This is a genomic window from Marinobacter mobilis (assembly GCF_900106945.1).
In the GTDB taxonomy this organism is placed as follows: Bacteria; Pseudomonadota; Gammaproteobacteria; order Pseudomonadales; family Oleiphilaceae; genus Marinobacter; species Marinobacter mobilis.
This window is the reverse complement of the sequence record NZ_FNNE01000008.1, coordinates 28,155-52,280: the sequence shown is the minus strand read 5'-3', so window position 1 is coordinate 52,280 and position 24,126 is coordinate 28,155. Positions and strand designations below refer to the sequence as shown.

General features: G+C 59.7%; 25 protein-coding genes. 17 read left to right on the top strand and 8 right to left on the bottom strand.

All coding sequences use genetic code 11. The annotated features are described in order from the left end of the window. Nucleotides 1-38: 38 nt before the first annotated feature. The gene (locus BLV11_RS13180) at nt 39-1,034 is read right to left on the bottom strand and encodes an ABC transporter substrate-binding protein (protein ID WP_091815129.1); all 996 of its coding nucleotides are present in this window, start codon (nt 1,032-1,034) and stop codon (nt 39-41) included. Nucleotides 1,035-1,174: 140 nt separating this feature from the next. On the opposite strand from BLV11_RS13180, the gene BLV11_RS13175 reads away from it, so the two are divergent. After that, entirely contained in the window at nt 1,175-1,768 is a 594-nt protein-coding gene (locus tag BLV11_RS13175; protein WP_091815126.1) for a rhodanese-like domain-containing protein, read from the top strand. 105 nt (nt 1,769-1,873) lie between these two features. After that, nucleotides 1,874-2,548, top strand: a complete 675-nt coding sequence (locus BLV11_RS13170) for a response regulator (protein ID WP_091815718.1) — start codon at nt 1,874-1,876, stop codon at nt 2,546-2,548. A 102-nt stretch (nt 2,549-2,650) separates the two neighbouring features. On the opposite strand, the gene BLV11_RS13165 is transcribed toward BLV11_RS13170, so the two are convergent. The 4 genes from BLV11_RS13165 to BLV11_RS13150 form a co-directional block, all read right to left on the bottom strand. Next, nucleotides 2,651-5,248, bottom strand: coding sequence for a hybrid sensor histidine kinase/response regulator (locus tag BLV11_RS13165; protein ID WP_091815714.1), 2,598 nt, complete (start codon nt 5,246-5,248; stop codon nt 2,651-2,653). After that, a complete protein-coding gene (gene nosP / locus BLV11_RS13160; RefSeq protein WP_425433834.1) occupies nt 5,232-6,401 on the bottom strand; it encodes a nitric oxide-sensing protein NosP in 1,170 nt (389 codons plus the stop codon). The genes BLV11_RS13165 and nosP overlap by 17 nt, the downstream gene beginning before the upstream one ends. A 258-nt stretch (nt 6,402-6,659) precedes the next feature. Next, on the bottom strand, nt 6,660-7,760 hold the full coding sequence (locus BLV11_RS13155; RefSeq protein ID WP_091815120.1) for a porin: 1,101 nt from the start codon (nt 7,758-7,760) through the stop codon (nt 6,660-6,662). A gap of 232 nt (nt 7,761-7,992) precedes the next feature. Beyond that, entirely contained in the window at nt 7,993-9,441 is a 1,449-nt protein-coding gene (locus BLV11_RS13150) for a wax ester/triacylglycerol synthase family O-acyltransferase (protein WP_425433833.1), read from the bottom strand. A 222-nt stretch (nt 9,442-9,663) separates the two neighbouring features. Here BLV11_RS13150 and BLV11_RS13145 point away from each other — a divergent pair, with 222 nt between their 5' ends. Beyond that, a complete protein-coding gene (locus tag BLV11_RS13145; RefSeq protein WP_091815117.1) occupies nt 9,664-10,587 on the top strand; it encodes an alpha/beta hydrolase in 924 nt (307 codons plus the stop codon). Between the two features lie 15 nt (nt 10,588-10,602). Then, entirely contained in the window at nt 10,603-11,430 is an 828-nt protein-coding gene (locus tag BLV11_RS13140; protein WP_342707449.1) for a DUF8198 family protein, read from the top strand. Here the strand turns inward: BLV11_RS13140 and BLV11_RS13135 are convergent. Continuing rightward, complete coding sequence (locus BLV11_RS13135) at nt 11,409-11,690, bottom strand: polyhydroxyalkanoic acid system family protein (RefSeq protein WP_091815109.1); 282 nt, start codon at nt 11,688-11,690, stop codon at nt 11,409-11,411. The two genes, BLV11_RS13140 and BLV11_RS13135, sit on opposite strands and share 22 nt — an antisense overlap. Before the next feature lie 113 nt (nt 11,691-11,803). On the opposite strand from BLV11_RS13135, the gene ubiE reads away from it, so the two are divergent. From ubiE to BLV11_RS13090, 9 genes are all read left to right on the top strand, one after another. Beyond that, nucleotides 11,804-12,595: a bifunctional demethylmenaquinone methyltransferase/2-methoxy-6-polyprenyl-1,4-benzoquinol methylase UbiE gene (gene ubiE / locus BLV11_RS13130; protein ID WP_091815106.1), complete on the top strand. Its 792-nt coding sequence runs from the start codon at nt 11,804-11,806 to the stop codon at nt 12,593-12,595. Further along, entirely contained in the window at nt 12,595-13,245 is a 651-nt protein-coding gene (locus BLV11_RS13125) for a ubiquinone biosynthesis accessory factor UbiJ (protein ID WP_091815103.1), read from the top strand. The genes ubiE and BLV11_RS13125 overlap by 1 nt, the downstream gene beginning before the upstream one ends. Then, nucleotides 13,242-14,885 carry a ubiquinone biosynthesis regulatory protein kinase UbiB gene (ubiB, locus tag BLV11_RS13120; RefSeq protein WP_091815100.1) on the top strand — a complete coding sequence of 548 codons (1,644 nt, stop codon included), beginning with the start codon at nt 13,242-13,244 and terminating at the stop codon, nt 14,883-14,885. The genes BLV11_RS13125 and ubiB overlap by 4 nt, the downstream gene beginning before the upstream one ends. 30 nt (nt 14,886-14,915) lie before the next feature. After that, entirely contained in the window at nt 14,916-15,344 is a 429-nt protein-coding gene (hisI, locus tag BLV11_RS13115; RefSeq protein ID WP_091815096.1) for a phosphoribosyl-AMP cyclohydrolase, read from the top strand. Then, entirely contained in the window at nt 15,345-15,674 is a 330-nt protein-coding gene (locus BLV11_RS13110; RefSeq protein WP_091815093.1) for a phosphoribosyl-ATP diphosphatase, read from the top strand. It begins immediately after the preceding gene. An 87-nt stretch (nt 15,675-15,761) separates the two neighbouring features. Next, nucleotides 15,762-15,998: a Sec-independent protein translocase subunit TatA gene (gene tatA, locus BLV11_RS13105; RefSeq protein WP_091815090.1), complete on the top strand. Its 237-nt coding sequence runs from the start codon at nt 15,762-15,764 to the stop codon at nt 15,996-15,998. Nucleotides 15,999-16,009: 11 nt separating this feature from the next. Continuing rightward, nucleotides 16,010-16,453, top strand: a complete 444-nt coding sequence (gene tatB, locus BLV11_RS13100) for a Sec-independent protein translocase protein TatB (protein WP_091815087.1) — start codon at nt 16,010-16,012, stop codon at nt 16,451-16,453. After that, the gene (gene tatC / locus BLV11_RS13095) at nt 16,450-17,253 is read left to right on the top strand and encodes a twin-arginine translocase subunit TatC (RefSeq protein WP_091815084.1); all 804 of its coding nucleotides are present in this window, start codon (nt 16,450-16,452) and stop codon (nt 17,251-17,253) included. Before tatB ends, tatC begins: the two co-directional genes overlap by 4 nt. Next, nucleotides 17,250-17,972: a 16S rRNA (uracil(1498)-N(3))-methyltransferase gene (locus BLV11_RS13090; protein ID WP_091815081.1), complete on the top strand. Its 723-nt coding sequence runs from the start codon at nt 17,250-17,252 to the stop codon at nt 17,970-17,972. The genes tatC and BLV11_RS13090 overlap by 4 nt, the downstream gene beginning before the upstream one ends. 12 nt (nt 17,973-17,984) lie before the next feature. Here BLV11_RS13090 and BLV11_RS13085 read toward each other — a convergent pair whose 3' ends face one another. Next, nucleotides 17,985-18,914: a DUF808 domain-containing protein gene (locus BLV11_RS13085; protein ID WP_091815078.1), complete on the bottom strand. Its 930-nt coding sequence runs from the start codon at nt 18,912-18,914 to the stop codon at nt 17,985-17,987. 58 nt (nt 18,915-18,972) lie between these two features. Further along, the gene (gene dsbD, locus BLV11_RS13080; RefSeq protein ID WP_091815075.1) at nt 18,973-20,829 is read right to left on the bottom strand and encodes a protein-disulfide reductase DsbD; all 1,857 of its coding nucleotides are present in this window, start codon (nt 20,827-20,829) and stop codon (nt 18,973-18,975) included. A gap of 118 nt (nt 20,830-20,947) precedes the next feature. Between dsbD and BLV11_RS13075 the strand changes: the two genes are divergently transcribed. The 4 genes from BLV11_RS13075 to BLV11_RS13060 all read left to right on the top strand — a co-directional run bounded on the left by BLV11_RS13075 (nt 20,948) and on the right by BLV11_RS13060 (nt 24,126). Beyond that, entirely contained in the window at nt 20,948-21,475 is a 528-nt protein-coding gene (locus tag BLV11_RS13075) for a TlpA family protein disulfide reductase (RefSeq protein ID WP_245726029.1), read from the top strand. A 46-nt stretch (nt 21,476-21,521) separates the two neighbouring features. Beyond that, complete coding sequence (locus BLV11_RS13070; RefSeq protein ID WP_091815072.1) at nt 21,522-21,776, top strand: DUF4266 domain-containing protein; 255 nt, start codon at nt 21,522-21,524, stop codon at nt 21,774-21,776. Further along, nucleotides 21,767-23,110: a DUF3570 domain-containing protein gene (locus BLV11_RS13065; RefSeq protein ID WP_091815068.1), complete on the top strand. Its 1,344-nt coding sequence runs from the start codon at nt 21,767-21,769 to the stop codon at nt 23,108-23,110. Before BLV11_RS13070 ends, BLV11_RS13065 begins: the two co-directional genes overlap by 10 nt. Nucleotides 23,111-23,172: 62 nt before the next feature. Beyond that, nucleotides 23,173-24,126 (top strand): FAD:protein FMN transferase, encoded by a 954-nt coding sequence (locus BLV11_RS13060; protein ID WP_091815065.1) that lies wholly within the window; start codon nt 23,173-23,175, stop codon nt 24,124-24,126.

Below are 24,126 nucleotides of genomic sequence, written 5' to 3'. Positions count from 1 at the left end.
CACCCAGTTGGTCCAGCCGGACGGCCGGGACTGGGTGGTCACGGATGCTCCCGGTAGAACAGCGACGACGGCATGACCCGCTCCGGCGCCGTTCCGGTCAGCAGCAGCAACTGCTGAAGACTGGCAATACGCTCATCATCAAGGGCGGGCGGGGTACCGGCGACAAAGCCGGACTGAAGGGCCGCAAAGGTACGGTCATCCCGGGCCCGCATCAGTGCTCTCACCGATGCCCAGGCGTCCGGATTGTTGGTCAATGCCTGCTTGGCCTGCCGGAGTGCCGCCGCAAAGCGGTCTACCAGTTCGCGGTTTTGCCGGCCCCAGTCGTCACGGAACACATAACCAAGCACCGGCAACTGATCCGCCAGCGAAAGCTCCACCAGCAGGTCCGATAGCGGCATCAGCGTGCGGGCACTGCCTTCTGCCTGCAAACGGGCAGCAAAGTGCCAATAGGTGACGACGGCATCCAGGCGCCCGCGGCGAAGTGCCTCGCTCAGCAGTGGCGGCGCCGCATACTGGATCTCGCTACTGGCAGCCAGGTCAAGCCCCTGCCCGGCGGCAACCCGCTGCAGCAGGATCCAGCCTTTACTGTCCGGCCCCCCGGCGACGCCGATACGCTTGCCGGCCAGGTCCGCAATCCGGGAAATAGACGAATCCGGCGCCACCACCACCTCGCCGATGCGGGAGGAGAACGGCACATAAAGCAATGCTGCACCGGCCTCATAGCGGGATTGCACCCACAGCAGATCGGCCACTGCGCCGTCGACGGTTTTGCTGGTCAGCGCCAACCGTGAAGCCGGCAGGTTTGCCACGGGGTGCAGTTCAAGTGCAAAGCCCTGCTGACGGTCCAGGCCCTCACGCTGGATGTAATCCAGCTCCCAGTGGGCGGTTCCGTACTGGAGCACACTCAGCCGCAGTGCCGGCAATGTCTCGGCAGCCAGCGGCAACGACCACAGCCCGACAAAGAGCAGCCCCGGCAGACTAAAACCCGCCAGCAGCCAGCGCCAAACGTGAAGAAACCCATAATGTAAGTACATGACCTCACAATACGAAGCCTCCCCCACCGCAAGAATAGTACTTTAGTGCTTCTTTTTTGCTGCGATGGTCTCATTCAACCAACGACATCCTTCGCGTGTAATGGCAACATCGGACAACAATAATTAGAGGTACCGGCAACATGATCAGACAATTGGTCGGCATCGCTTGCCTTTCCATCGGGATGACCGGATTCGCCCAGTCGGCGAACACGCTTCCCGAGACCGAACCACAGGCGCAGCTTTTTTCAATGCAAGGTTACCGTATAGATCGCTACCGCAGCCCAACGCCCGCCAAGGCCGTAGGCGCAAAGACTGTTACAACCGATGAGATGCAACAGCTGTTGCGCAATGACCCCACCCTGGTCGTCATTGATGTCATTAATCTGGAGTACCGGGCAAATCGCTTTTTGCAGACCGAGCCCCACCAGTCGCTGCCGACCGCCACCTGGCTTCCCAATACCGGGCAGGGCGAGATCGACCGTCACTGGCATGACTACTTCATCAGCAACACCCTCAGATTGACCCATCACAACCGCAATCACCCGGTGGTGGTCCTCTGCAAGTCCGATTGCTGGCTGTCGTGGAACGCGGTCAAACGACTTTCTGAGGCAGGGTTCCAGAATCTGTACTGGTACAAGGATGGTGTCGACAGCTGGGCCAATGCCGGCCTGCCCATGCAACCGGCGACGCCGGTCATGCCCGAGTTCCCATCCGATCCTGCAAGCGATTCCTGAGGTGACACCATGTTGACTGAAGCCCAAAACGCCAGCACATCGAAAAAGCGCTATGATGAGGGGGACCCGACCTCCGATACGAACGCTCAACAGGAAAGCGAGACCATGGAATCGTCGTACAAGATTCTGATTGCCGATGACCATCCGCTGTTCCGCGAGGCCATCAGTAACGTCATCGCCGCAGGCTTTGCTGGCACTGAAATCATCGAAACCGAAGACCTCGACAGCGCTTTGGCCATCACTCAGGAGCAGGACGATCTGGACCTGATTTTGCTGGATCTGAACATGCCCGGCATGCATGGCCTGAACGGTCTGATCTCACTGCGCAACGAAGCCCCTACCATTCCGGTGGTGATCGTGTCCGCCGAGGAAGACAAACAGGTCGTTCTGCAGGCCATTACCTACGGTGCCGTCGGCTTCATTACCAAGTCATCGCCCCGCGAACAGATGACGGAGGCCATTACCCAGATTCTCAACGGCAACGTTTACCTGCCGTCGGACATCATCCGTACCGGTGGTGAGTCGTCGCGCCGTCAACGCCGGGACGACAACCCGATCTCCCCGGAACTGCTGAACTCGCTGACCCGGCGCCAGCTGTTGGTACTGGAGCGCATGTCACGGGGCGAATCCAACAAGCAGATCGCCTACAACCTCAACATCGCCGAAACCACGGTCAAAGCCCATGTCTCAGCCATTCTTCGCAAGCTTGGCGTACATAACCGGGTGCAGGCCATTCTGTCCGCAGGCGACGTCGACTTCAGCCAGTACCTGAAACGCTGACATTCCGCCGGGCCACTTTCCAGAGGCCCATCGCCACGGCAAGGACGCCGTTACACCCCCTTCCCGAGCTCACAACACCCCCAACCGCCAGCAACACCGCACTTACTGCTTCATAATGTGGTTCAGCGTCATCCGCAGCTTCAGCGGTTTTACCGGCTTGTTCATCAGCAGATAGCCGCGATCACGAATATCCTGCTTCAGTTCGTTGGTGTAATTGGCAGTGATCATCACCACTGGCACCTGCTGCTGTCGGCAACCATTGATGGCCGCCACTACGTCAACGCCCACCTCGTCGTTATCCAGGTGATAGTCAGCCAGAATCACATCCACCGGGTCTGTGGCGATGCGAACCTTGGTATCAAGATCCTCCAGGGACACCGCTGTCAGCACGTCACACCCCCAGCCCTGCAACAAGGTCTGCATCCCCTGACAGATCGCCAGATCGTTATCAATGACCCAGATCCGCGCCCCTTCGATGTCCTGGGCGGGTACGGGGAACTCAGCATCGTCCTTACCGGCACGGTGGTCGAGCTGCCCCAGGGGCACGCGTACGCTGAACACCGAGCCCCGACCCTCTACCGAGTCCACCGTGATCTCATGACCGAGGATGCGCGCAATTTTGTCAACGATGGCCAGCCCCAGCCCAAGCCCCTTATCAGCGGCTGCACCTGCTGGCTGGATACGTTTGAATTCCTGGAAAATCTCACTGAGCTTGTCGCTGGGAATCCCGGGCCCGGTATCCCACACCTGCAAGAGCACATGGTCCCGCTGACGACGGCAACCGAGCACAATTCGGCCCTGCACGGTATAGCGAATAGCATTGGTGAGGAAATTACGAAGAATACGGGCCAGCAGCTGGGAATCGGTCTTTACGACCGCCGATGAAGGCACAAAATCCAGCTGCAGACCTTCGGAATCCGCCATCTGTCGAAATTCCCGGGCCAGATTGTTGAGCAGATCCCGGAGGTCGAATGCGGTCACATCAGCCTTGATGACGCCGGCATCGAGCTTGGATATATCGACCAGGGTGCCAAGCAGGTTTTCCACGTCATCCAGCGACGTACTCACCGAACGCACCAGATTTTCCGCCTTGGGACCAAACGAATGTTCCAGCAGCGCGCTGGTGAACAGGCGCGCAGCATTGAGCGGCTGCAGCAGGTCATGACTGACGGCCGCCAGAAATTTGGTTTTGGAGAGGTTGGCCCGCTCCGCCTCCAGCTTGGCGTCGCGCAGACGCGCTTCTACCGCAGCCCGCTCATTGATTTCCTGGCGCAACTGGTTGTTGAGCCCGGTCAGAGCCGAGGTGCGCTCCTTCACCCGTCGCTCCAGATTATCGTACGCCTGCTCCAGAGCCAGCGCCGTACGACGGCGATCGGTAATGTCGCGGATCAGCACGAAAAAGCCGACCACCTCGCCCCGAACATCGCGGTTGGGCACATAGGAACGCAGCATGTAATGGCGGGAGCCGCGGGCGTCGTCTTCCTCAAATTCGAAGGTGACACTTTCCCCGGCCAGTGCCTGCCGGACTTTCGGCATCAGACGCTGGTAAAGGTCCGGATCATGCACCTGGTCCAGCGGCATATTCAGCAGCGATGCCCGCCCCTGTCCATACCAGGCCTCGTAGACCTTGTTGTAAAACTGCACAGTGAGATCGGCCCCGACATAGGCAATCAGCGCAGGCACATGGTCGGTGACCACCCGGATCCAGCGCTCACTCTCTTCCAGGGTTTCAGCGTACTGATAACGCTCGGTGATGTCGGTGTAGGTATTTACAAACCCGCCATCCGGCATCGGGTGGGTCTTGACCTCCACCACGGTGCCATCGATGCGGCGGTGAATCTGTTCCAGGTACTGGGACTGGCCACGGTTGGCACTGCCCGGATGCAACAGCGGCACGGTGGCAGACGCCATCAGCGCCCGCAGGTTACGGTCGGTGGAAACCTGATCGGCCGCCAGCCCGGTGAGATTGAGAAATCGGTCGTTCCAGATTTCAGGGCGCCCGTCGGGATTCACCAGCACCACGCCCTGGGAAAGGTTATCCACGGTGGCCTGCAGCAAACGGGACTTGTCTGCCAGCGCCTTTTCCCGGCGGGCCGCTTCACTGTGCTTGACGTCAGTAATATCGGAATACAACACCACCAGCCCGCCTTCACGGGTGGTGCGCTCAGTCATCTGTACCCAGCGCCCGTTAGACAACTGATACACCCGACCTTCCGCCGCCGGGCCACTGTGCTCTTCGACGATAAGACCACAGGCCACGCCCTTCGCGCGCACCTCATCGACGCTGTCCCCGGGCAGGATGCTCTCCCCGGTACCCCGCCAGTAACTCCGGAAGCGGCTGTTACTCAGAATAAGCCGCTGATCCTGATCAAACAGCACAAAGCCATCAGCAATACTCTCGATAGCATCCACCAGGCGCTGGCGAGCAGTTTCCGCCTCTTCCCGCGCGCGGCTCAGAGCCTTGTTGCTACCTTTGAGCTCATCCATGGCCTGATTGAGAGCGTCGGTACGCTCACGCACCTGTTCTGCCAGAATAACGGAGTGCTCGAAAGCCCCATAAGGATCAGGCTTATGATCATCACCGGACTCAACGCGCTGAATCAGAGCATCACGAATCTTCCGCAGGCGCTCATTCTCTGCCTCCAGCTCGGCGATTCGCTGCTGGTACGCCAGCGCGGAGCCGTCAGTGTTGTCCCGCAGCAATTTCAGGCTGGCCAATGACCACCCCCGTGAAAGTCTGGTTAATGTGCATACCGTCAAACTGCTCGCCGTAGGTATTAAACCCGATGACACGGTGATCTCGCAGGAAGTCCGATACCTGTTGATCAACCCCGGTCAGCTCAGCCTCAAGCCGGCGCAAAAAACAGTCACAACCAATGGTCACCAGAGGGGGGCCCACCACCTTCTCAGCCTTCTCCAGCTGCAGCCGCAGGCTTTCCTGCAGTGAGCCAGGCTCCATGGCGGTCATGACGATTCCGGTTTCTACCGCGCAGTAAAAGGTCAGACTGCCATCAGGATTGACGCTCTGTACTGAACGAATGAAGTAGTGTCCGCCAATCCGCACCGCCATGGGGTGGAGAGCAAAGGTCTCGCGGTTGAGGTCAGCGACGGCGACGCCCACCAGACGGGCATAGACTTCCGCCGCAGGCTCCGCGTTGAGTTCATAGACCGTGCGGCTGTCGCTGTCGGAGCGGGTGACAATCAGCTTTTCACTGCGGGCGGTCATGTGGTGCGTGGAGAACACCCGAAAATCCAGTGGCGTGTTTACCAGCAGCACAATGGCAGCGTTGCTGTAAAAGCGGCCACGGTAGTAAACATGGGTATTGCTGAGACGCTCGTCGTCCCCGGCTGAACCGCCAAACTGAGGAATGGTGCCCAGGGCAGCATTGAGCGTCGACAAAACCAGCTCTTCTCGACTGGAAAGGCCGTCCAGTAAAGTAATGGCGAAGGTGTTATCACGAATCGGTGCCAGATTGGCATCGCGACAGGTCGCCAACAGGCCGTCAATGCACTGCTGGGCATCCTGCAGGGTAAATCGGTCGAGCTGCTGGATCAGGGCGGCATCAATGGAAAAGTAGCGGCGGTCAAAACCAATGGCGGTAATGCAGCCGCGGCCATAGCCGTCCGGGGTAATTTCGCCGGCCGAAGTGCAGCCGCTGACCTGAACGCCGGCAAATTCCCGCTCGAGTGCCTGACCGAGCCGGACCAGGTCATACTCAGCGGAACAGAAAAACAACACGCAACCCAGCCCCTCGTGCTGAAGCTGACTGGCCAGCGCTGTCGCCGCTATCGCCGGATCACGATCGCCGGAGCTGCCAACACGTACTGCGGGAAAGGTAATCGCGGGCCTCATGGGAGCTGCTTCCGGTTTTGACTGTGCAACTTTTGATTGTACAGAACCGGCCGAAGCCGGAAATTCGACTTCAGTACTTTTTATGGGCGCTCCAAATCCATCGTAAGCCATTGAAAACAAAGCCCCCGAAAGTCAAAGCCGATGATACACAGTGCCACCGAAAGGAATTGGGCAGCACTTTAGTCGCAAGTCGGCCTGAGGCCGACCTGGACCGGAAAGCAAGCGCCAGAGGAGACCTGGCGCGCAAATCTGCAGAACTTAGAACAGTATGACGGCACCAAGCGCCAGAGTGTCTGCTTCTTCAGCAGCGGCACCAGAGGAACGCACAGTGCTCTCATACATGTTGTACTCAGCGACCAGCTTCAGGTTGCTGTTTACGTCATGGAAGAACCCAACCGTTGTGTTCTCAGTTTCAAGATCCAGAATCTCTGCATCGGTTTCGCCGTAGGACAGAACCAGGCGATTGGCACCAAAGGTGTAGGAGCCCTGAACCAGGTAACCATCAGCGTCGTCTTCGGTCAGCGCACCATCAACGATCAGGACCGGGTTGTCACCTTTGGAGGTAAAACCGGAGGCTGTCAGAGACAGGCCAGCCACTGATGCACGCACACCGTAGCCCACGCCGGTGGAATCAACCGTCGTTGTCGCGTTCTCGGAAGACTGGCTACGACCGTTCACCCAGCCAGTCAGTGCCACATCACCCAGGTTGGCGTTGTAGGTTACTTCCGCCTCAAAGCGCGGCGCTGACTGCTCGGACTGTGCGCCCGGAGTGGTGTTTGCAGGCTCAAAGATACCCGCCGCCACCTTCAGGCCACCCATATCCGGAGTCCGGTAGGTGATCTGAGCGGAAGGGTTGGGGTATGGATAGCCGGTACGGATATTACCGAAGGAAACGCCGGTCGGAGCACCGGGTGAGCCGAAGCCCATCAGGATTTCGTCAAGGAAGATATTTGAACGGGAGTAGAGACCAAAGTCCTTACCGATCAGCACCTGACCAAAAGACCCGTCGACGGTGCCGTACAACTGACGCACATCAATGGCGGTGTCAGTTGGCGACTGCAGGCTGTCGTTGATGGTCGACCAGAAGGAGGAGCGACCACCCATGGTCAGGTCACCCACTTTCTTGCTGAAGTTGAAGCCGATGGTGTTCGGCAGGAAACCCATTTTCACATCGGAGCTCTGGGTATCCGCCAGCTTGTCATCACGATTAACGTAAAAGGCGTTGAAGTAGCCATCGACGGAAAAAGACGTGTCTTCGTTGCTGTAGACCTCAACAGCAGCGTTCGCGGTAGCACTCAGACCAGTCGCCGCGATCAACGCAACAGCCAGCCCTGACTTTCTGAAGTTGTTATTTTTCATACTTCCCCCAAATTGGTTTTGTCCGGGATTTAGCGCAACCCATTCAGATCGGGTGTGCGCCGGGCCTTTAGGAGCCGAACTCCATCATCGAACACCCCAACAATCGGGAATATCCACCAAGAGGGCTGGTTTTATTGGTAATTGGGAGGCAGAAAAATCAGGACTTTGGGATTAAGACTCGCTCAACGGGCCAGGACGGGGCCCGGGGAACATTCTGACAAGAGCCGCTGAATCAGAGGGGAAAACGATCCAGCTCGGCGAGACAATGAGCCAGGAACAGCTCCGGTTCAGGCAGAACGGCCTCATCCGCCACCACGCCAAACTGCACCTGACCGGCGTAACTGATGACACTGATCCCCAGACCGATGTTGCCAGCCTGAGGTACCCAGAACATCTGTTCGCGGATACGGCAGCCGGCGATGTAGCGAGCTTCCTTAAGGCCAGGCACATTGGATACTACGGCGCTGGCCTTGCGATACATCATGTTGGCAACAGACTGGAGCACCCCCTGGGGAAGCAACGAAGCCGTGCCCGCGAGCCCCCAGGAGATCCCTGGCTGCCAGCTCTTTTTCAGCCGCCGGGTCTCGTGCTTGACCCGAAACAGCCGTTCCAGGGGACTGTCTCCATCGACTGGCAAGGGCACAAAGACGGTTCCGAAAAAATTACCCAGCCCACCGTCTTGCGGGCAGATCCCCTCGGGCATACGGTCACGGATACTGACCGGCATGGCGGCATGCATGATCGACTCGTCCAGCGAGTCTCCGTGCTCTTCGAGGCAGGCGCGCACAGCCGCCGCCACACAACTGAGCAAGACGTCGTTGATCGTACACCCCATCCGGTCGGCCACCGAGCGAAAGCGCTCCAGCGCCAATGGACTCGACCAGCTGCAGCTGCGACGGCCCAGCAATGGTCTCTTCAGCTGCGACGGGGTATCTTCGGACTCGATCAGAAACTGGCTCAGCTCATTCACCAGACGCAGTCCGTGATGAGTTAACCTCTCCAGCGAAGAACGTTCGCCCCCGATCGATTCGAGGTCTTCACCGTGACCACTGTTGAGGAAGGTATCCAGCCAGATTCCCACGGAACGCTTCCAGCGCCCAAGGTCACCCTGTTCTCGGGCGCCGTACCTAACCGGCGCCTGCTGCGGTGACGGCGGACAGGTTTGCTCAAAGATACCCAGTAACGACAGTCCATCGGCATAGCAGTGGTGGATACGCAACAGCAGCGCGGCACCATCCTCGGCCCCCGGTACCAGCCAGAACTTCCACCTCGGCCGGTAATCCGGCAATGCCTGATTGAGCCGCGCAGAGACCCAGGCCCGCAGCTCCGCCTCGCTGAAGGTTCCCGGCACGGTTTCCAGATGGTGATCAAGGTTGAAGGTCGGATCCGGCTCCCACCACCAGCCAGGCGAGCGTTGAACCGGCATGAAGCGGAACCGATCCCAGGCCAGCCAGTAATGCTGCAGAAAATCCCGCAGCCGTTCCGGCGTCAGGTCGTCCACCCGCAGCATGACCGTAATGGTCATCGGGTTCTCCGGACGCTCCAGTGCGAGCCAGGCCGAATCTGCAGGCAGTAGAAGATGCGCTTCTTCGTGACTCAAGAACTGGCAACCCCGGTATCTGTTATTGTTAGTGAGCCGGACATTGTGCCAGACAACCTGAAAACGCTCCAACACTCTCATTACAGCGGCATGTTACAAAAAATTACATTTGACCGACGGTCCACCTATATACTCGAAAGCAGGTCTGTATAAAGGTTCTACATAGCCAGATTGACTCTGACCGAACAAAAAATTTGTAATCTGCGCCAATACACCCACTGTGACTTAGCGATAAAACAGCGGTATCTGCTTACAAGATCACAATGAAAATCGTGCAGACATACTTGCTGTAGGGGAACGCTTATGAAAGCGAGCGACGTTCGCAAACTGATCAAGCCAATCGAAAGTGCCTACTCGGAAATGTTTTCCGGTCGCGTCTATCGGGTTGGCAAAGGCGCCGTATCGGTACGAAACCACAGTGGAAAGGCTGAGCAAACGGTCATTGGTGTTCACGGATTCCTGGAGAACCACTGCTATTTCACCCAGGCCTACGAGGCACCAACCACCGAACTCGTGCTGCTGACCTGCAGCAACTACCACATTCCGGTGAATGGCGTGACCCCGGAAACCCCGGAGTGGGAAGTGCCGATCAAGTTCCTCGAAGCCACCATCGAGTACGATGCCTGCATCCTGATCCAGGCGCTCAGCAATCTGCCATCCACAGACAACATCCGAGTTCATGGCCACTCCCGCGGGGGTGCCGTCATTCTGGAGGCGGTGCGCCAGCGTCCGGAACTGTTTGAACAGGTCGAAGTGGTTCTGGAAGCCCCGGTTTTGCCACAAGGCAAACTCCACGCTCTGGTTACCACCCTCCTGGAACCGGTCAGTCACGGCATGTGGCCCTGGCTGATTCGTCTGATCAACACGGCCCCATCCACAGCCTACGGGCAGACGTTCTTCGGCAAGATGAACCCGCGCAAGAAAGTGCTGTTGGCCAAGCTGTTCTCCGCCACCAAAGATCACCTGACCATTGTTCGCAACATTGAGGACATTATGGAGTGGATGGATCGGACGGATACCGGCGTCTATGATCACGTCCGGCACGGTACCTTCCTGATTCCCCAGGTCGACCGCATCCTCGACCGCTCGGCCATGCTGAACAGCGCCCGCCAGAGCCCAACCACGATGCGTATTATCGAGACTGATGCGCCCAGCCACTTCATCACCCTCGACAGTGATCAGTGGGTGCCGGGCTTCGAGACCCTGTCGGCCGCCGCTCAGGGCTGAGCCTGACAGCTAACCATGACCTCCGGTACACTGGGCAGCCCCAAGTCTGCTGCCCGACCGGAGGCATCCTGCTCCATGTACCGCAATCGCCTGATCCAGACGCCCGTCCATAGCGACGGAGCCCGACGCCTCCAGCAACAACTTCTGGCCTACCACGACTTCCGGCAGCATAAAGCCAGCCATTCCCTCGCCCCGATGCTGACCGCTCTGGGCCACTGGCAGGCCGAGCGCCTCAAGAAGACCCATCAGGATCTGTACCGGCAGCCCAACTACCACCAAGGCTTGAATTTCCTGCTCACGGATTTGTACTCACCCACCGACCTGAGCCAGCGAGATGACAGTATCGACCGGGTCTTTCCCAAGATGGTGAAGTGGGTGCCGGAGCACCTGCTGGCAACCTTTGCCGGATTGGTGGAGCTGAATCTGACCACCCAGACCCTCGATCTCGGTCTGGCAGAAACCCTCGTCTCACTCAACCACCCCATCAGCGAACTGCAGGAATGGCAATATTGCGAGGCCTACCGGACCAGTGGTCAACTTGTGCTGCGGCGGCGCCAGATCGAACTGGTCGCCGAGGTGGGAAGTCAGCTCGATCGCTATGTCCGCAACCGAACCCTGGGCTGGCTACTGTCGATGACCCGTTCCGCTGCCGACCTGGCCGGGCTCGCAGATCTGCACGATTTCCTCCACCGGGGCTACAGTGCCTTTCGTGCCATGGACAACGTTGAGCAGCTGATCGACGAACTGGTGGTCAGGGAAACGCGCGTGCTGGAGCAAATAGTCGCGGCCAGCTCCGCTCCCTTCGACCTGGCCACGGGCGGTCAGGCCGACCTGGTGAGCTGATCAAGCTGGCTGTGAATTTCCTGCTCGATCCTTGATTTGAAGGGGCGCAGCAACAGGCCAAGCTCCAGATGAACATGGATCTCGCCCGGATTGAAGTTAAGGTAACCCTTAACGCCACTGCGTTTGAACCGCAGGACATCCGCCTCCCACTGGTAGTGCACATCAAACTGTCGAGCCAGATCCTGAGCAAGGGATTCCGCCGCCTGACGGGCGTGTTCGTGATCAAGGGAGTGGGCGCGATGAACTTCAATGACAGACATGGACGTAGTTACTCTTGAATTTTTGGGATTTTGATAGTTTAAGGGGGCAAGAACCTTGTAGCCACCCCCTCAAGCGTTAGAATACGGGGTTCAGATTCTTACAGGACCTTGCCATGAGCCAACAACAGCCGTCACCCAGCCAGGAAAACCCTGGCCAGCCCCAGGACGACACCACCCACTTCGGTTTTCGCACCGTCGAAGCGTCCAAGAAGGCAGGCCAGGTTGCGGAGGTATTCCACTCCGTGGCCGGCAAGTACGACCTGATGAACGATCTTATGTCCATGGGCATCCACCGACTGTGGAAGCGCTTCACCATCGAGCTGAGTGGCGTACGCCCGGGTCACCGGGTGCTGGACATCGCTGGCGGCACCGGCGACCTGACCATGAAGTTCTCCGACCTGGTGGGCCCCAGCGGGCAGGTTATCCTTGCGGACATCAATGCGTCCATGCTGCAGGTCGGCCGCGGACGCCTGACCGACCGCGGCTACGCCGGTAATATCGAATACGTCCAGGCGGATGCCGAACACCTGCCGTTCCCGGACAATCACTTCAACGCGGTAAGTATTGCCTTCGGTTTACGCAACGTGACCGACAAGGATCAGGCCCTGCGGGATATGGCCCGGGTACTCAAGCCCGGCGGCAAACTGATGGTGCTGGAATTCTCCAAGCCCACCAATCCGTTGCTGAGCAAGGTGTACGACACCTATTCCTTCAACGCCCTGCCGCTGATGGGCCAGTTGATTGCCGGAGACTCCTCCAGCTACCAGTACCTGGCCGAGTCCATCCGCATGCACCCTGACCAGGAAACCCTCAAGGGCATGATGGAGAACGCCGGTCTGGTCAACTGCAAGTACCACAACATGACCGGCGGTATCGTCGCCCTGCACGTGGGAATCAAGCCCTGATGTTGCCAGGCCCCACCCTTCGGGCGGCCGTTACCGGCGTGATCGAAACAGCCGTTAACCGGGCACTGGCACTGGACCCTGCCGGACGCCAGGCCCTGCTGGCAGCGCTGAGTGGCACGGTCCAGTTTCGTCTCACCGCGCCGCTGCCGCTCACCCTGACGCTGCAAGCCGCCGGCGAGCAGGTCCAGGTTGGCAGCGAGGCAGTGGCAGAGCCGGCACTCGACATCGCCGGTCGCCCACTGGCGTTCGCATCGCTGGCCCTGGGCGATGACCAGGTGTTCCGTCAGGAGCGCTTGCTGGTGGAAGGCGACATGGGGCTGGCGCACCAGTTCCAGCGAGCCATTGACCAGCTCAACCCTGACTGGGAAGCCGCCCTCGCCCAGCACCTTGGTGATGTCCCAGCTCACTTTCTGGGCCGCAGGGTGCGAGCGGCCGTGGCATGGAGCCGCCAGGCATCCGCCTCCCTCAATGCCAACATTGAGGAATACATCCACGAGGAAAGCGGCGCGCTGCCTGGCCGACGGGAACTCGACGCCACCTTTGCCGAGATCGACGACCTCAGCCTGCGTTCCGAGCGCCTCGCCGCCCGACTGCAACAACTGGAAGCCAGCCTCCCCGGCCCGGGCCCATCCACACCGGAGTCACAGTGACACGCCTGCAACGCCTGATTCGCATTGCCTGGGTGTTCTGCCGTTATCGGCTGGATACCTTTTTGCCCCTGGCGGAACTTCCCCCCGCCCTGCGGCTGTTTTTCCTGCTGGCCCCCTGGCATCTGTTCCCGATGCCAAAGCTCAGCCGCGGCGACCGCCTGCGGCTGGCTCTGGAGCAGCTCGGCCCGGTGTTCGTCAAATTCGGCCAGATCCTCTCCACCCGCCGCGACCTGCTGCCGGATGACATGGCCGATTCTCTGCGCCAGCTTCAGGACCGGGTCCCCCCCTTTCCGGGAGCGCAGGCTCAGGCACTGATCGAGCGGGCCCTCGGCGCCTCTGTCAGCGACAGCTTTGCCGAATTCAGCCAGCAGCCCATGGCCTCAGCCTCGGTGGCTCAGGTCCACGCCGCCACTCTGCACAACGGACAGCACGTGGTGGTCAAGGTGATCCGCCCGGGTATCGAGAAAGTCATTCGTCAGGATCTGGCGCTGATGTACCTGATGGCCACGCTGCTTGAACGATACTGGTCTGAAGGGCGGCGGCTGCACCCGGTGGACGTGGTGGCTGACTACGACACCACCATTCACGATGAACTCGACCTGCAGCGGGAAGCTGCCAACGCCAGCCAGCTGCGGCGCAACTTTGACGGCTCCAGCCTGATCTATATCCCCGCCATCGACTGGGCCTTCACCCGCAAGAATGTGCTGGTGATGGAACGTATCCACGGCATCCCGGTCGCGGACGTCGATGCACTGCAGGCGGCCGGGGTCAACCTGCAGGTGCTGGCGGAAAAAGGGGTTGAGATCTTCTTTACGCAGGTGTTCCGCGACAGTTTTTTCCACGCGGATATGCACCCGGGCAACATTTTTGTCGATGCCAGCACCCCCGAAGATCCGAAATACATCGCCATCGATTTCGGCATCGTCGGTACCCTGGCGCCGGATGACCAGAGCTACCTGGCCCGCAACCTGCTGGCGTTCTTCCGCCGCGACTACCGCCAGGTGGCACAATTACACATTCAGTCCGGCTGGGTGCCGCTCGACACCCGGGTCAACGAATTCGAGGCGGCTATCCGTACCGTTTGCGAGCCTATCTTCGAGCGCCCCCTGAAGGAGATTTCCTTCGGCCATTTCCTGCTCCGGCTGTTCCAGACCGCACGCCGTTTCAACATGGAAGTGCAGCCGCAGCTGGTGCTGTTACAAAAGACCCTGCTCAATGTCGAAGGTCTCGGCCGCCAGCTCTACCCTGACCTTGACCTGTGGAATACCGCCCAGCCGTTCCTCGAAAGCTGGATGCGCAAGCGCATCGGCCCCAGTGGTCTGGTCAAAAGCCTGCAAACCCATTTACCGGCGTGGCTTGAGCAGTCCCCGGAAATGCCGCAACTGGTCCATGACGCCCTGCTTCAGATTCGCAGTGGCAACCCGACACCACGCGGCAATGAAGATACATTGGCACTGATCGAAGCCGCTCAGCGCCGCCAGAACCGACGCTGGCGCCACACCCTGATGGCCGGCGTGCTGGTTGCGATTGCGGCCATTGGCGTCGAGCACAACCTGGTTGATGTGGCCCGGGAAGTGCCGCTTTATGGCTGGGGTCTGCTCGCGGCAGCGACCTGGCTGGTAGCCAGAGGCAGTCGCTGAGTTGCGACCAAAGCACAGGAATTCATCGAAATGAAAGAATCTTTACCTAATGTCGAAAGCCCGGACTGGGTGAGCGCCGTCAAGTTCAACGACGACGGCCTGGTTCCAGCCATTGCCCAGGATGCCGAAAACGGCGAAATCCTGATGATGGCCTGGATGAATCCCGAGTCTCTCGCCCTGACTGCAAAGGAAGGCATTGCCATCTACTGGTCCCGTTCCCGGGGCAAGCTCTGGCGCAAGGGCGAATCCTCCGGGCACCAGCAGCAGGTTGTCGAGATCCGTTTCGACTGTGATGCCGACGTCATCCTGCTGAAAGTGGAACAACGAGGCGGCATCGCCTGTCATACCGGTCGCCGCAGCTGTTTTTACCGTAAGCTGGTGGACGGAGAATGGGTCACTACCGACCCGGTGATCAAGGATCCCGACGCCATTTACGGCAAACCTCAGGGAGAATCATGAATGAGTGATGTACTGGCACAACTGGCTCAGGTACTCGAAGCCCGCAAACAGGCGGATCCAGACAGCTCCTACGTAGCCAGCCTGCACGCCAAGGGTCTGAACAAGATCCTCGAAAAGGTCGGCGAGGAGTGTACCGAAACCCTGCTGGCTGCCAAAGACGCGGAAACCAGCGGCGATAACCGCGATGTGATCTATGAAACTGCCGATCTGTGGTTCCATAGTCTGGTCATGTTGTCGCGGCTGGGCCTGGGTCCGGAGGACGTACTCAATGAACTGGCGCGCCGCTTCGACCTGTCGGGACTGGAAGAGAAAGCCAACCGGGATCAGTAAGCGCGGTTTACCAAGGTATTTTTTTGGTTACCACCGCCACTAGCGTACAATCGTACAGAACCAAGGGTTAATAACGAGGACCCCACTATGGGTATCAGTATCTGGCAATTACTCATCGTACTTGGCATTGTCGTGTTGCTGTTCGGAACCAAGAAACTGCGCAACATCGGTTCAGATCTCGGGGGCGCCATCCGCGGCTTCAAGAAATCCATGAACGATGACGACACCACCGCCAACGAACAGAAGTCCGTTGAGGAGCAGTCCGACGCCACGGCCTATCAGACCCGTGCGGAAGACAAGACCGAGCAGAAGCCCCACAGCTGAGTCGCGTCTGAATGTTCGATATCGGTTTTCTCGAATTACTGATCTGTGGTGTCATCGCCCTGCTGGTGCTCGGCCCTGAGCGCCTGCCTTCGGCCGCGCGTACCGCTGGCCGCTGGGTGGGCAATGCCCGTCGCCTGATGAATCAGTTTTCCTCCGAACTGGATCGTCAGCTCAAAGCCGAGGAGCTGCGCGAGCAGCTCCGAAAGGCCGGCGATGTTGGTCTGGACGATGTCGAGAAGACCGTTCGTGACGCCCTGAATGAAGCCAAAAAGTACGAACACCTGGTCGTCTCAGACCCGGGCAAGCCTGCAACCCGGCCGGCACCGGCAACCCCAGGAGTTCGCCGTAAATCAGCCACTCAGGCAACACCTCCCACCGCTGAGACTCCCGCTGACCCCGGCTCACCGCCAACCCAGCCACCGGCTCAGGACAGCGCACCGGAAACCCGTTCATGAGTTCAATTCCCACCGGACAGACACCCCCGGAGCCCACCGCAGCACCCCAGGAAATGACGTTGATCGAGCATCTGCTGGAACTGCGTAACCGCCTGCTCAAGATTGTGCTGGCGGTGGTGATCTGTTTTGCGGCGATCTACCCGTTTGCCAATGACCTCTACCTGTTGCTGTCCGACCCGCTGCGACAGCTGCTTCCCGTTGGCCAGACCATGATCGCAACGGATATCACCTCGCCGTTCTTTGCCCCGCTCAAACTCGCGCTGGTGCTGGCGGTATTTGCCGCCATCCCCTTCATCCTTTATCAGATCTGGAGCTTTATTGCCCCGGGGCTGTATGCCCACGAGAAACGGCTGGCCTTTCCACTGCTGGCATCGTCGGTCGTGCTGTTCTATCTGGGTGCGGCGTTTGCCTATTTTGTGGTGTTTCCCCTGGTATTCGGTTTCTTTACCTCGATTGGACCGGAAGGCATCGTCGAATTACCCGACATCAGTAGCTATCTGAATTTTGTGCTGAAGATGTTCTTTGCCTTCGGAGTCGCGTTCGAGATTCCCATTGCCACCATCCTGATGATCCTCTCGGGCATGACAACGCCCGCTGATCTTGCCGCCAAGCGGCCCTACATTGTGGTGGTCTGTTTTATTGTCGGCATGCTGCTGACCCCCCCGGATGTTATCTCCCAGACGTTGCTGGCGTTGCCGATGTGGCTGCTGTTCGAGGTAGGCATCCTCTTTGGCCGGCTGGCCCAGCGCCCGGCTCAGACCGATGACGAATCCGGTCATCCGGGTAGCCGCACGGAATGAACCTGGCGCTTTTGACTGACGAGGATTTTGTTGGTGACAACCAGGTACGCCTGACCGGTCGCCGCTTGCGGCATCTGACGGACGTGCTGAAAGCCTCGGTGGGCGATGAAATTACGGTAGGACGAGTCAACGGTGCCATCGGCAGCGGCCGGCTGACCCGGTTGAACAACGACCTCGCGGAACTGACGGTGGCGCTGGACCAACGGCCCCCGCTTCCCCTTCCGTTGACGCTGGTATTGGCTATGCCGCGCCCGAAGATGTTTCGCCGGGTCCTGCAGACGGTTGCGGCCCTTGGGGTCAAGGACATCTGGATTATCAACGCCTACAAGGTTGAGAAAAGTTTCTGGCAAACGCCGTGGCTGGAGCCGGAGGCACTGACGGAGAACCTGACGCTGGGACTGGAACAGGCCCGGGACACCCGGATGCCCACCGTACACCTGCGCCAGCGCTTCAAACCCTTTGTCGAGGACGAGTTACCGGGCATCCTGCAGGAACGCCCTGGCCTGGTTGCCCATCCGGGTACCGACCGGCCCTGCCCCACTCACATCAACGCTCCGGCTACCCTGTGTATTGGCCCGGAAGGCGGCTTCATTCCCTACGAAGTCGACAAGCTCATCGAAGCCGGCTGCCAGGCGGTTCACCTGGGCAACCGGATTCTGAGAGTGGAAACCGCAGTACCGGTCCTGGTCGGCCGCCTGTATGACAGCTGCAACCACTGACCAACACCGCTCTTAGCCCCGCAGCGCCTGCCAGCCCCGGGCGACAACAGACACCACCGCCAGCACCAGCGCGCCAACCACAATCCCGAAAGCACCGTTCGCCAGTGTCGGCGTCAGGGCCGCCAGCGGACCAGTCAGCCCCTGAGCCAGCGCTTCAATGAAGTGATGCACCGGCGCAATGCCGTGGGCGACGATACCGCCCCCCACCAGAAACATGGCCGCGGTACCCAGAATCGACAGCCCCTTCATCAGAAACGGAGCCAGCCATAGGATGCCACGACCGCTGGCCCGAACACCCTCAGCCCAGCGGCCTTCACCGGGACGCCGGCTCAGGTAAAGCCCGCCATCGTCGAGCTTGACGATACCCGCGACCAGACCATAAACGCCCACCGTGATCAGTAGCGCGACAACCGTCAGTACCAGGAACTGCATACCAATCGGTTGCTCCGTCACGGTGCCCAGTGTGATGGCAATGATCTCCGCAGACAGGATGAAGTCGGTACGAACGGCCCCCTTTATCTTGTCCCGTTCGAACTCCTTGAGATCAACCTTGGGGTCCTGCAGCGCCTGATGCAACTCTTCCTTGTGGGCCTGATCTTCCTTGGCATGCAGCCACTTGTGCACCAGCTTCTCAAAGCCCTCAAAGCACAGGAAAGCGCCTCCCAGCATCAGCAGGGGGGTCACCAGCCAGGGCGCAAAGAAACTGATGGCCAGTGCCGCCGGCACCAGAATGGCCTTATTGAGGAAAGAGCCCTTGGCCACCGCCCACACCACCGGGATTTCCCGGGCGGGACTAACGCCGGTGACCTGTTGGGCATTCAACGCCAGGTCGTCGCCAAGCACTCCGGCCGTTTTTTTGGTGGCGACTTTGGTCATGACCGCGACATCGTCGAGAAGGGTTGCGATGTCGTCGATCAGCGCGAGAAGACTGCTTCCTGCCATGTTACTTGATTCCTGAGATTAGGGTTCCGGAGGGCGAGTGTATCCGAAACCCCGGAGATCAGGAACCCAGCCGGCTCAGGCCCCCGACCACCGCCCCTAAGGATGACTCACCCAGCAGTTTCTGGGCAGGCTCACCCGGACTCACCCCCTGACCAGAGAAGAACAGCACAGCGGGTGGCCCCGGCACCTGCCAGTGCTCCAGCTGCACTTTCTGGGCGTCTGAGAAGTCGGTGACATCAAGCTTGATGAAACGCACCCGTTGCGACCAGGCCATCACGTCCGGAGTCCTGAACACTTCCTCATCCATGATCTTGCAGCTGATACACCAATCCGCGTAGACATCGATCATCACCGGCTCTCCGGAATCAAGCGCCACCTTCAGGGTCTCGACATCGTCAATAATCTCAAACAATTCCGCTTCAGGAACCGGCCTTTGCAGCGCCCCATCTGCAACCCCAAAGCCCGCAAGAGGCTGCCACAGGGAACCCTCACCCCGCGCGGCACCAAGTACCAGCAACAACCCCCACACCGACAGCAATACGCCCAGGGTCTTGCGGGAACCGGTCCAGCCGGTCGACGTGCTTTCCAGTGAACCAATCTGAATCCCGCACCACAACAGCAAGCCCCCCCAAAGAATCAGCATGGCCGCTGGCGGCAGAATCCGCTCCAGCAAACCAAGGGCGACAACCAACAGGCCAACACCGAACAACTGCTTCACCCGCTCCATCCACATCCCCGCTTTGGGCAGAATCCGGGCGCCGGTGGTGCCGATGATAATCAACGGCACCCCCATCCCGAGCGCCATGGCAAACAACGCCCCACCGCCGATGACCGCATCTCCGGTAGTTGATATATACAACAGTGCACCCGCCAGCGGCGCAGACACACAGGGAGACACCACCAGAGCCGATATCAGCCCCATCAGCGCGACCCCGAGCCATTGACCGCCACGGGACTTCTGCCCCAAACGATCGAGCCGGTCCCGCAGGGCTGCCGGCAGCTGCAGCTCATAAAGCCCGAACATGGCCAGCGCAAGCGACACAAACAGCACGGCGAAAATGACGATCACCAGTGGCTGCTGCATGGCCGCCTGAAGATTGGCGCGGGCACCCAGATAGCCCACCGTGACACCCAGCGCGGTATACGTTGAAGCCATGCCGAGTACGTAAGCCACAGACAGCGAAAAACCACGACCGGCCGAGGCCTGCTCGTTCTGGCCCACGATGATGCTGGACAAGATCGGCACCATCGGCAGCACACACGGCGTAAACGTCAGCCCCAGGCCCAGCAGGAAAAACGTACCCAGTATCATCGCCAGTCCAGCCTCATGCAGCAGGCTGGCCAGCCCCTCAGCCTCACTCGGCTCCAATGCCACATTGCCGCCGGATAACGGGGCAACCGGCACCACACTGGCCACAGCGCCCGAGTTGATGGCCGTTGCAGCGGCAGGGGCCACCTGCTCGGTCCGGGTCTGAGGCGGGTAACACAGCCCAGCCTCGGCACAGCCCTGATAGCGGAACTTGACCTCACGAGTCCCGGCGAAAGCCAACGATCGCTGCCAGCCGGCGTTGTCATGAAACACCGCCTGCTCACCAAACCATGGATCCTGTTTTATGTCCGGCTCGGTCACAAAGGCGCCATCAAGAACCTTTTCGCCAGCCACCTCGACCGATATCCGTGACTGATAGAGGTAGTAGCCCGGCGCAATCGTCCAGTCAATGGACAGCATCCCGCCGTTATAACTGACGGCGGGGCTGAAGGCCTCATCCACTGGCAGAAAGGTCTCTTCAACATCGCCAGCCCCCGCTGCAGCGAGCCCAGGCAGCCCGGCAAGCAGCGCACACAGGACAGCGACAGCCAGCCACCCGCGGTTCGCTGCAGACGTCAGCTTGTCCATTACAGTCATTCGCGCCATTTCACTTCTCCAGAATCACAACGACATCACGATGATTCTGAGTATCGATCGCGAGGCTTAAGACTTCCTTAAGTTTGCCTCCATACACTGGTTCAAGATTTCAACTGGAGCTGTACCCATGGTTTATCCTGCCCCCCTCTTATCGGGTCAAAAAACGCTGCTCGCCATGACGTTTGCCTGTTCCGCCCTGTTCAGCACCCAGACCATGGCTGAGCCGGAACTGGCCCCGTCCCTGGATTTACCTACCAGTGAGGGCCGCGTAAGCCTTGCCGATCTCCGAGGCAAGGTTGTTCTGGTGGATTTCTGGGCATCCTGGTGTGGCCCCTGCCGGCAATCGTTCCCATGGATGAATACCCTTCAGGAAAAATATCAGAATCAGGGACTTGAAGTGGTGGCCGTGAATCTCGACCAGGAAGCGGAAGCGGCGGCGGCGTTCCTGAGTGCCATTCCAGCCGACTTTACCGTCGCCTACGACCCGGACGGAGTAACCCCCGAAGCCTACGGCGTCATGGGTATGCCCAGCGCTTACCTGATTGATCGGGAGGGGCGCATTCACAGCCAGCACATCGGCTTCCACATCGACCGCATAGACAATTACGAAGCGGAAATCCAAAGCCTGCTGCAGGCCGAAGCCACTTCGAACTGATCAGGCGCACACATCTGCGCTTCTTCCCATTAAGAAGGAACACGTTATGTCCAATAGCCCCAGGAGTTCCGCCCGCCGGTCAAGGCTGGCGGGAACCGCATTGGTGATAGCCTCAATCCTCGCAGCCGCCGGCTGCAGCAACCTGGGCGTCAAGCCCTGGGAGCGGGATCTGCTGGCTGACCCCGACATGCAACTGACCGTCTCCGCCGTTGATGCCGGCCTCGACGATCACATCTATTTCAGTAAGGAGGCGTCCAGTGGTGGACGCGGGTTCGGCGGAGGAGGCTGCGGATGCAACTGAACACTCACGGAAAACCGGTCGGCCGCGCGCTCGCTGCCGCCACCTGCGCCCTGCTCGGCGTACAGGCAACGGACACCCTCGCCAAAGGTGAGCCGGGTGAATGGGATGTCGAAACCGCCCTGCTGGTCTACGCGGAAAGTGACAGCCGTGTCAGCGCCGCAGAACCGGTCGTCAGCGCTACCCGCAATTTCGATGGCGAGCGTCAGCTGAACCTCAAGCTTGTGGCCGATACCCTTACCGGAGCGTCACCTTCCGGTGCCACTCCGAGCGACCTGCCGCAAACCTTTACTAGCCCCTCCGGCAGTGGAAGTTATGATATCGCCGCTGGCGAGGCCCCGCTTGACGACACCTTCAAAGACACCCGTGTTGCCCTGTCAGCATCCTGGACTGCACCGCTGAACCGCGACTACACCTACCGTGTTGGCGGCTACGCCTCGCGGGAGTATGACTACCTGTCCACGGCGGTGACCGGCAGTCTGTCCCGCCACCTCAACAACAAGAACACCACCCTGACCGGCGGCCTGTCCCTGGGCGTGGATGTGGTGGATCCTGTTGGCAGCGCCCCCATTGGACTCTCCCGAATGGCTCTGCGTGACGGCAAGACCGACGCACAGTTCAATCAGGAATTCGCGGCTACCCGCGACAGCAACGACAACAAGACCCTGGTCGACGCCCTGTTTGGCGTAACCCAAGTCATCAACCGCCAGACCCTGATGCAGTTCAACTACGGTATCAGTTACTCCAGCGGCTATCTCACCGACCCGTACAAGTTGCTGAGCGTTATCGACGATGCCAGCGGGATCAACTACGGTGGCAACCTGATCGAAACGGATGGCAATCCGGTCTACCTGTACGAGAACCGCCCCGACACCCGCATGAAACACGCCCTGTACTGGCAGACCAAGTACATGCTGGGCAACGGCGACGTGGTGGATGGTTCCTACCGCTTCATGCTCGATGACTGGGGCATCAATTCCCACACCCTCGACCTGAAGTACCGCTTGCGGATGGCAAACAGCTACCTGGAACCCCATTTCCGCTACTACCTGCAGTCAGAAGCGGATTTCTACAAACGTTACCTGACGGCCACGGAGTACAACAACGGTGCGCCAACGCTGACCGAGGCCAGTGCCGACTACCGTCTTGGCGAGCTCACTGGCCTGACCTTCGGCGCCAAGTGGGGTTACCGTTTTGACGAAGACCGTGAACTGGCGATCCGCGCCGAGTACATGATCCAGAGCAATGACGGTGACGAAGGCTTTGGCAAGCTGACGAACCAGGACCTGTACCCGGACACCGATGCCATGTGGGTGCAACTCAGCTATAGTTTCTGACATTTGCTGAGCCACCATCAGAGGCCTGCGGCGATCGTCGTCGCAGGCCTCCTGAGGATGTCATGATCACCATACCTGTCGATCCCGTCGCCAATCCGGCGAACCACCCGCTGCCCACCCTGGACGGTGAAGATCACCGCTGGCAGGGCCACTTCGAGGCCATGGCCAGCCCCTGCGAAATCCTGCTGGATGGCGTCAGCCGGGCCCAGGCTGAACAGGCCCTGCTCCATGCCGCCCGGGAGACCTGGCGACTGGAATACACCCTGTCCCGATACGTCCCCGGCAACCCCGTTGACCAGATCAACCACAGCCACGGCAAGACCATCACCGTAGATGACGACATTGCCCTGATGCTGGATTACGCCAACCAGTGCCATGAGCTCAGCGACGGTCGCTTTGATATTACCTCGGGCATCCTGCGGCGGGCCTGGCGGTTCGACGGCAGCGACAACTTGCCGGACGCACCAACGGTCACGGCTCTGTTAAAACTGATTGGTTGGAACAAGGTACGCTGGCACCGGCCACAACTGACCTTGCCAGAAGGTATGGAGCTGGATTTTGGCGGTATTGGAAAGGAATACGCGGTGGACCGGGTGTTGCTCGACCTGAAGCAGAGCCTTCCCCGCCCCAGTGCCGTACTGGTCAACTTCGGCGGCGACCTGGCCTGCACCGGACCACGCTGCGATGGCAGTCCATGGACGGTGGGTATTGAAGACCATCGCCGCAGCAAAGAGAGCCATCAGACCCTGTCATTAAGGGGCGGCGCCCTGGCCACCAGTGGCGACAGCCGTCGTTTCCTGCTCAGGAACGGGATCCGCTATGGCCACATCCTCGACCCCCGCACCGGCTGGCCGGTTCCCGATGCCCCCCACAGCGTCACCGTTGCAGCTCCGAGCTGCACCCTCGCCGGCATGCTGGCCACCTTCGCCATGCTTCACGGTTCCGGTGCGGAGGCCTTCCTCGACGTACAGGACGTGCAATACTGGGTTCAGCGCTCTACGCTGGCTGCCGGCTAG

Coding starts and splice junctions, on each gene's coding strand:
- hisI (WP_091815096.1), top strand. CDS start 14,916: ATGAAAGAATCTTTACCTAATGTCGAAAGCCCGGACTGGGTGAGCGCC.
- tatA (WP_091815090.1), top strand. CDS start 15,762: ATGGGTATCAGTATCTGGCAATTACTCATCGTACTTGGCATTGTCGTG.
- BLV11_RS13140 (WP_342707449.1), top strand. CDS start 10,603: ATGACCTCCGGTACACTGGGCAGCCCCAAGTCTGCTGCCCGACCGGAG.
- BLV11_RS13125 (WP_091815103.1), top strand. CDS start 12,595: ATGTTGCCAGGCCCCACCCTTCGGGCGGCCGTTACCGGCGTGATCGAA.
- BLV11_RS13180 (WP_091815129.1), bottom strand. CDS start 1,034: ATGTACTTACATTATGGGTTTCTTCACGTTTGGCGCTGGCTGCTGGCG.
- dsbD (WP_091815075.1), bottom strand. CDS start 20,829: ATGGCGCGAATGACTGTAATGGACAAGCTGACGTCTGCAGCGAACCGC.
- BLV11_RS13075 (WP_245726029.1), top strand. CDS start 20,948: ATGGTTTATCCTGCCCCCCTCTTATCGGGTCAAAAAACGCTGCTCGCC.
- tatB (WP_091815087.1), top strand. CDS start 16,010: ATGTTCGATATCGGTTTTCTCGAATTACTGATCTGTGGTGTCATCGCC.
- BLV11_RS13065 (WP_091815068.1), top strand. CDS start 21,767: ATGCAACTGAACACTCACGGAAAACCGGTCGGCCGCGCGCTCGCTGCC.
- BLV11_RS13155 (WP_091815120.1), bottom strand. CDS start 7,760: ATGAAAAATAACAACTTCAGAAAGTCAGGGCTGGCTGTTGCGTTGATC.
- BLV11_RS13175 (WP_091815126.1), top strand. CDS start 1,175: ATGATCAGACAATTGGTCGGCATCGCTTGCCTTTCCATCGGGATGACC.
- BLV11_RS13170 (WP_091815718.1), top strand. CDS start 1,874: ATGGAATCGTCGTACAAGATTCTGATTGCCGATGACCATCCGCTGTTC.
- BLV11_RS13060 (WP_091815065.1), top strand. CDS start 23,173: ATGATCACCATACCTGTCGATCCCGTCGCCAATCCGGCGAACCACCCG.
- BLV11_RS13135 (WP_091815109.1), bottom strand. CDS start 11,690: ATGTCTGTCATTGAAGTTCATCGCGCCCACTCCCTTGATCACGAACAC.
- BLV11_RS13150 (WP_425433833.1), bottom strand. CDS start 9,441: ATGAGAGTGTTGGAGCGTTTTCAGGTTGTCTGGCACAATGTCCGGCTC.
- tatC (WP_091815084.1), top strand. CDS start 16,450: ATGAGTTCAATTCCCACCGGACAGACACCCCCGGAGCCCACCGCAGCA.
- BLV11_RS13110 (WP_091815093.1), top strand. CDS start 15,345: ATGAGTGATGTACTGGCACAACTGGCTCAGGTACTCGAAGCCCGCAAA.
- ubiE (WP_091815106.1), top strand. CDS start 11,804: ATGAGCCAACAACAGCCGTCACCCAGCCAGGAAAACCCTGGCCAGCCC.
- BLV11_RS13070 (WP_091815072.1), top strand. CDS start 21,522: ATGTCCAATAGCCCCAGGAGTTCCGCCCGCCGGTCAAGGCTGGCGGGA.
- BLV11_RS13090 (WP_091815081.1), top strand. CDS start 17,250: ATGAACCTGGCGCTTTTGACTGACGAGGATTTTGTTGGTGACAACCAG.
- BLV11_RS13145 (WP_091815117.1), top strand. CDS start 9,664: ATGAAAGCGAGCGACGTTCGCAAACTGATCAAGCCAATCGAAAGTGCC.
- BLV11_RS13085 (WP_091815078.1), bottom strand. CDS start 18,914: ATGGCAGGAAGCAGTCTTCTCGCGCTGATCGACGACATCGCAACCCTT.
- nosP (WP_425433834.1), bottom strand. CDS start 6,401: ATGAGGCCCGCGATTACCTTTCCCGCAGTACGTGTTGGCAGCTCCGGC.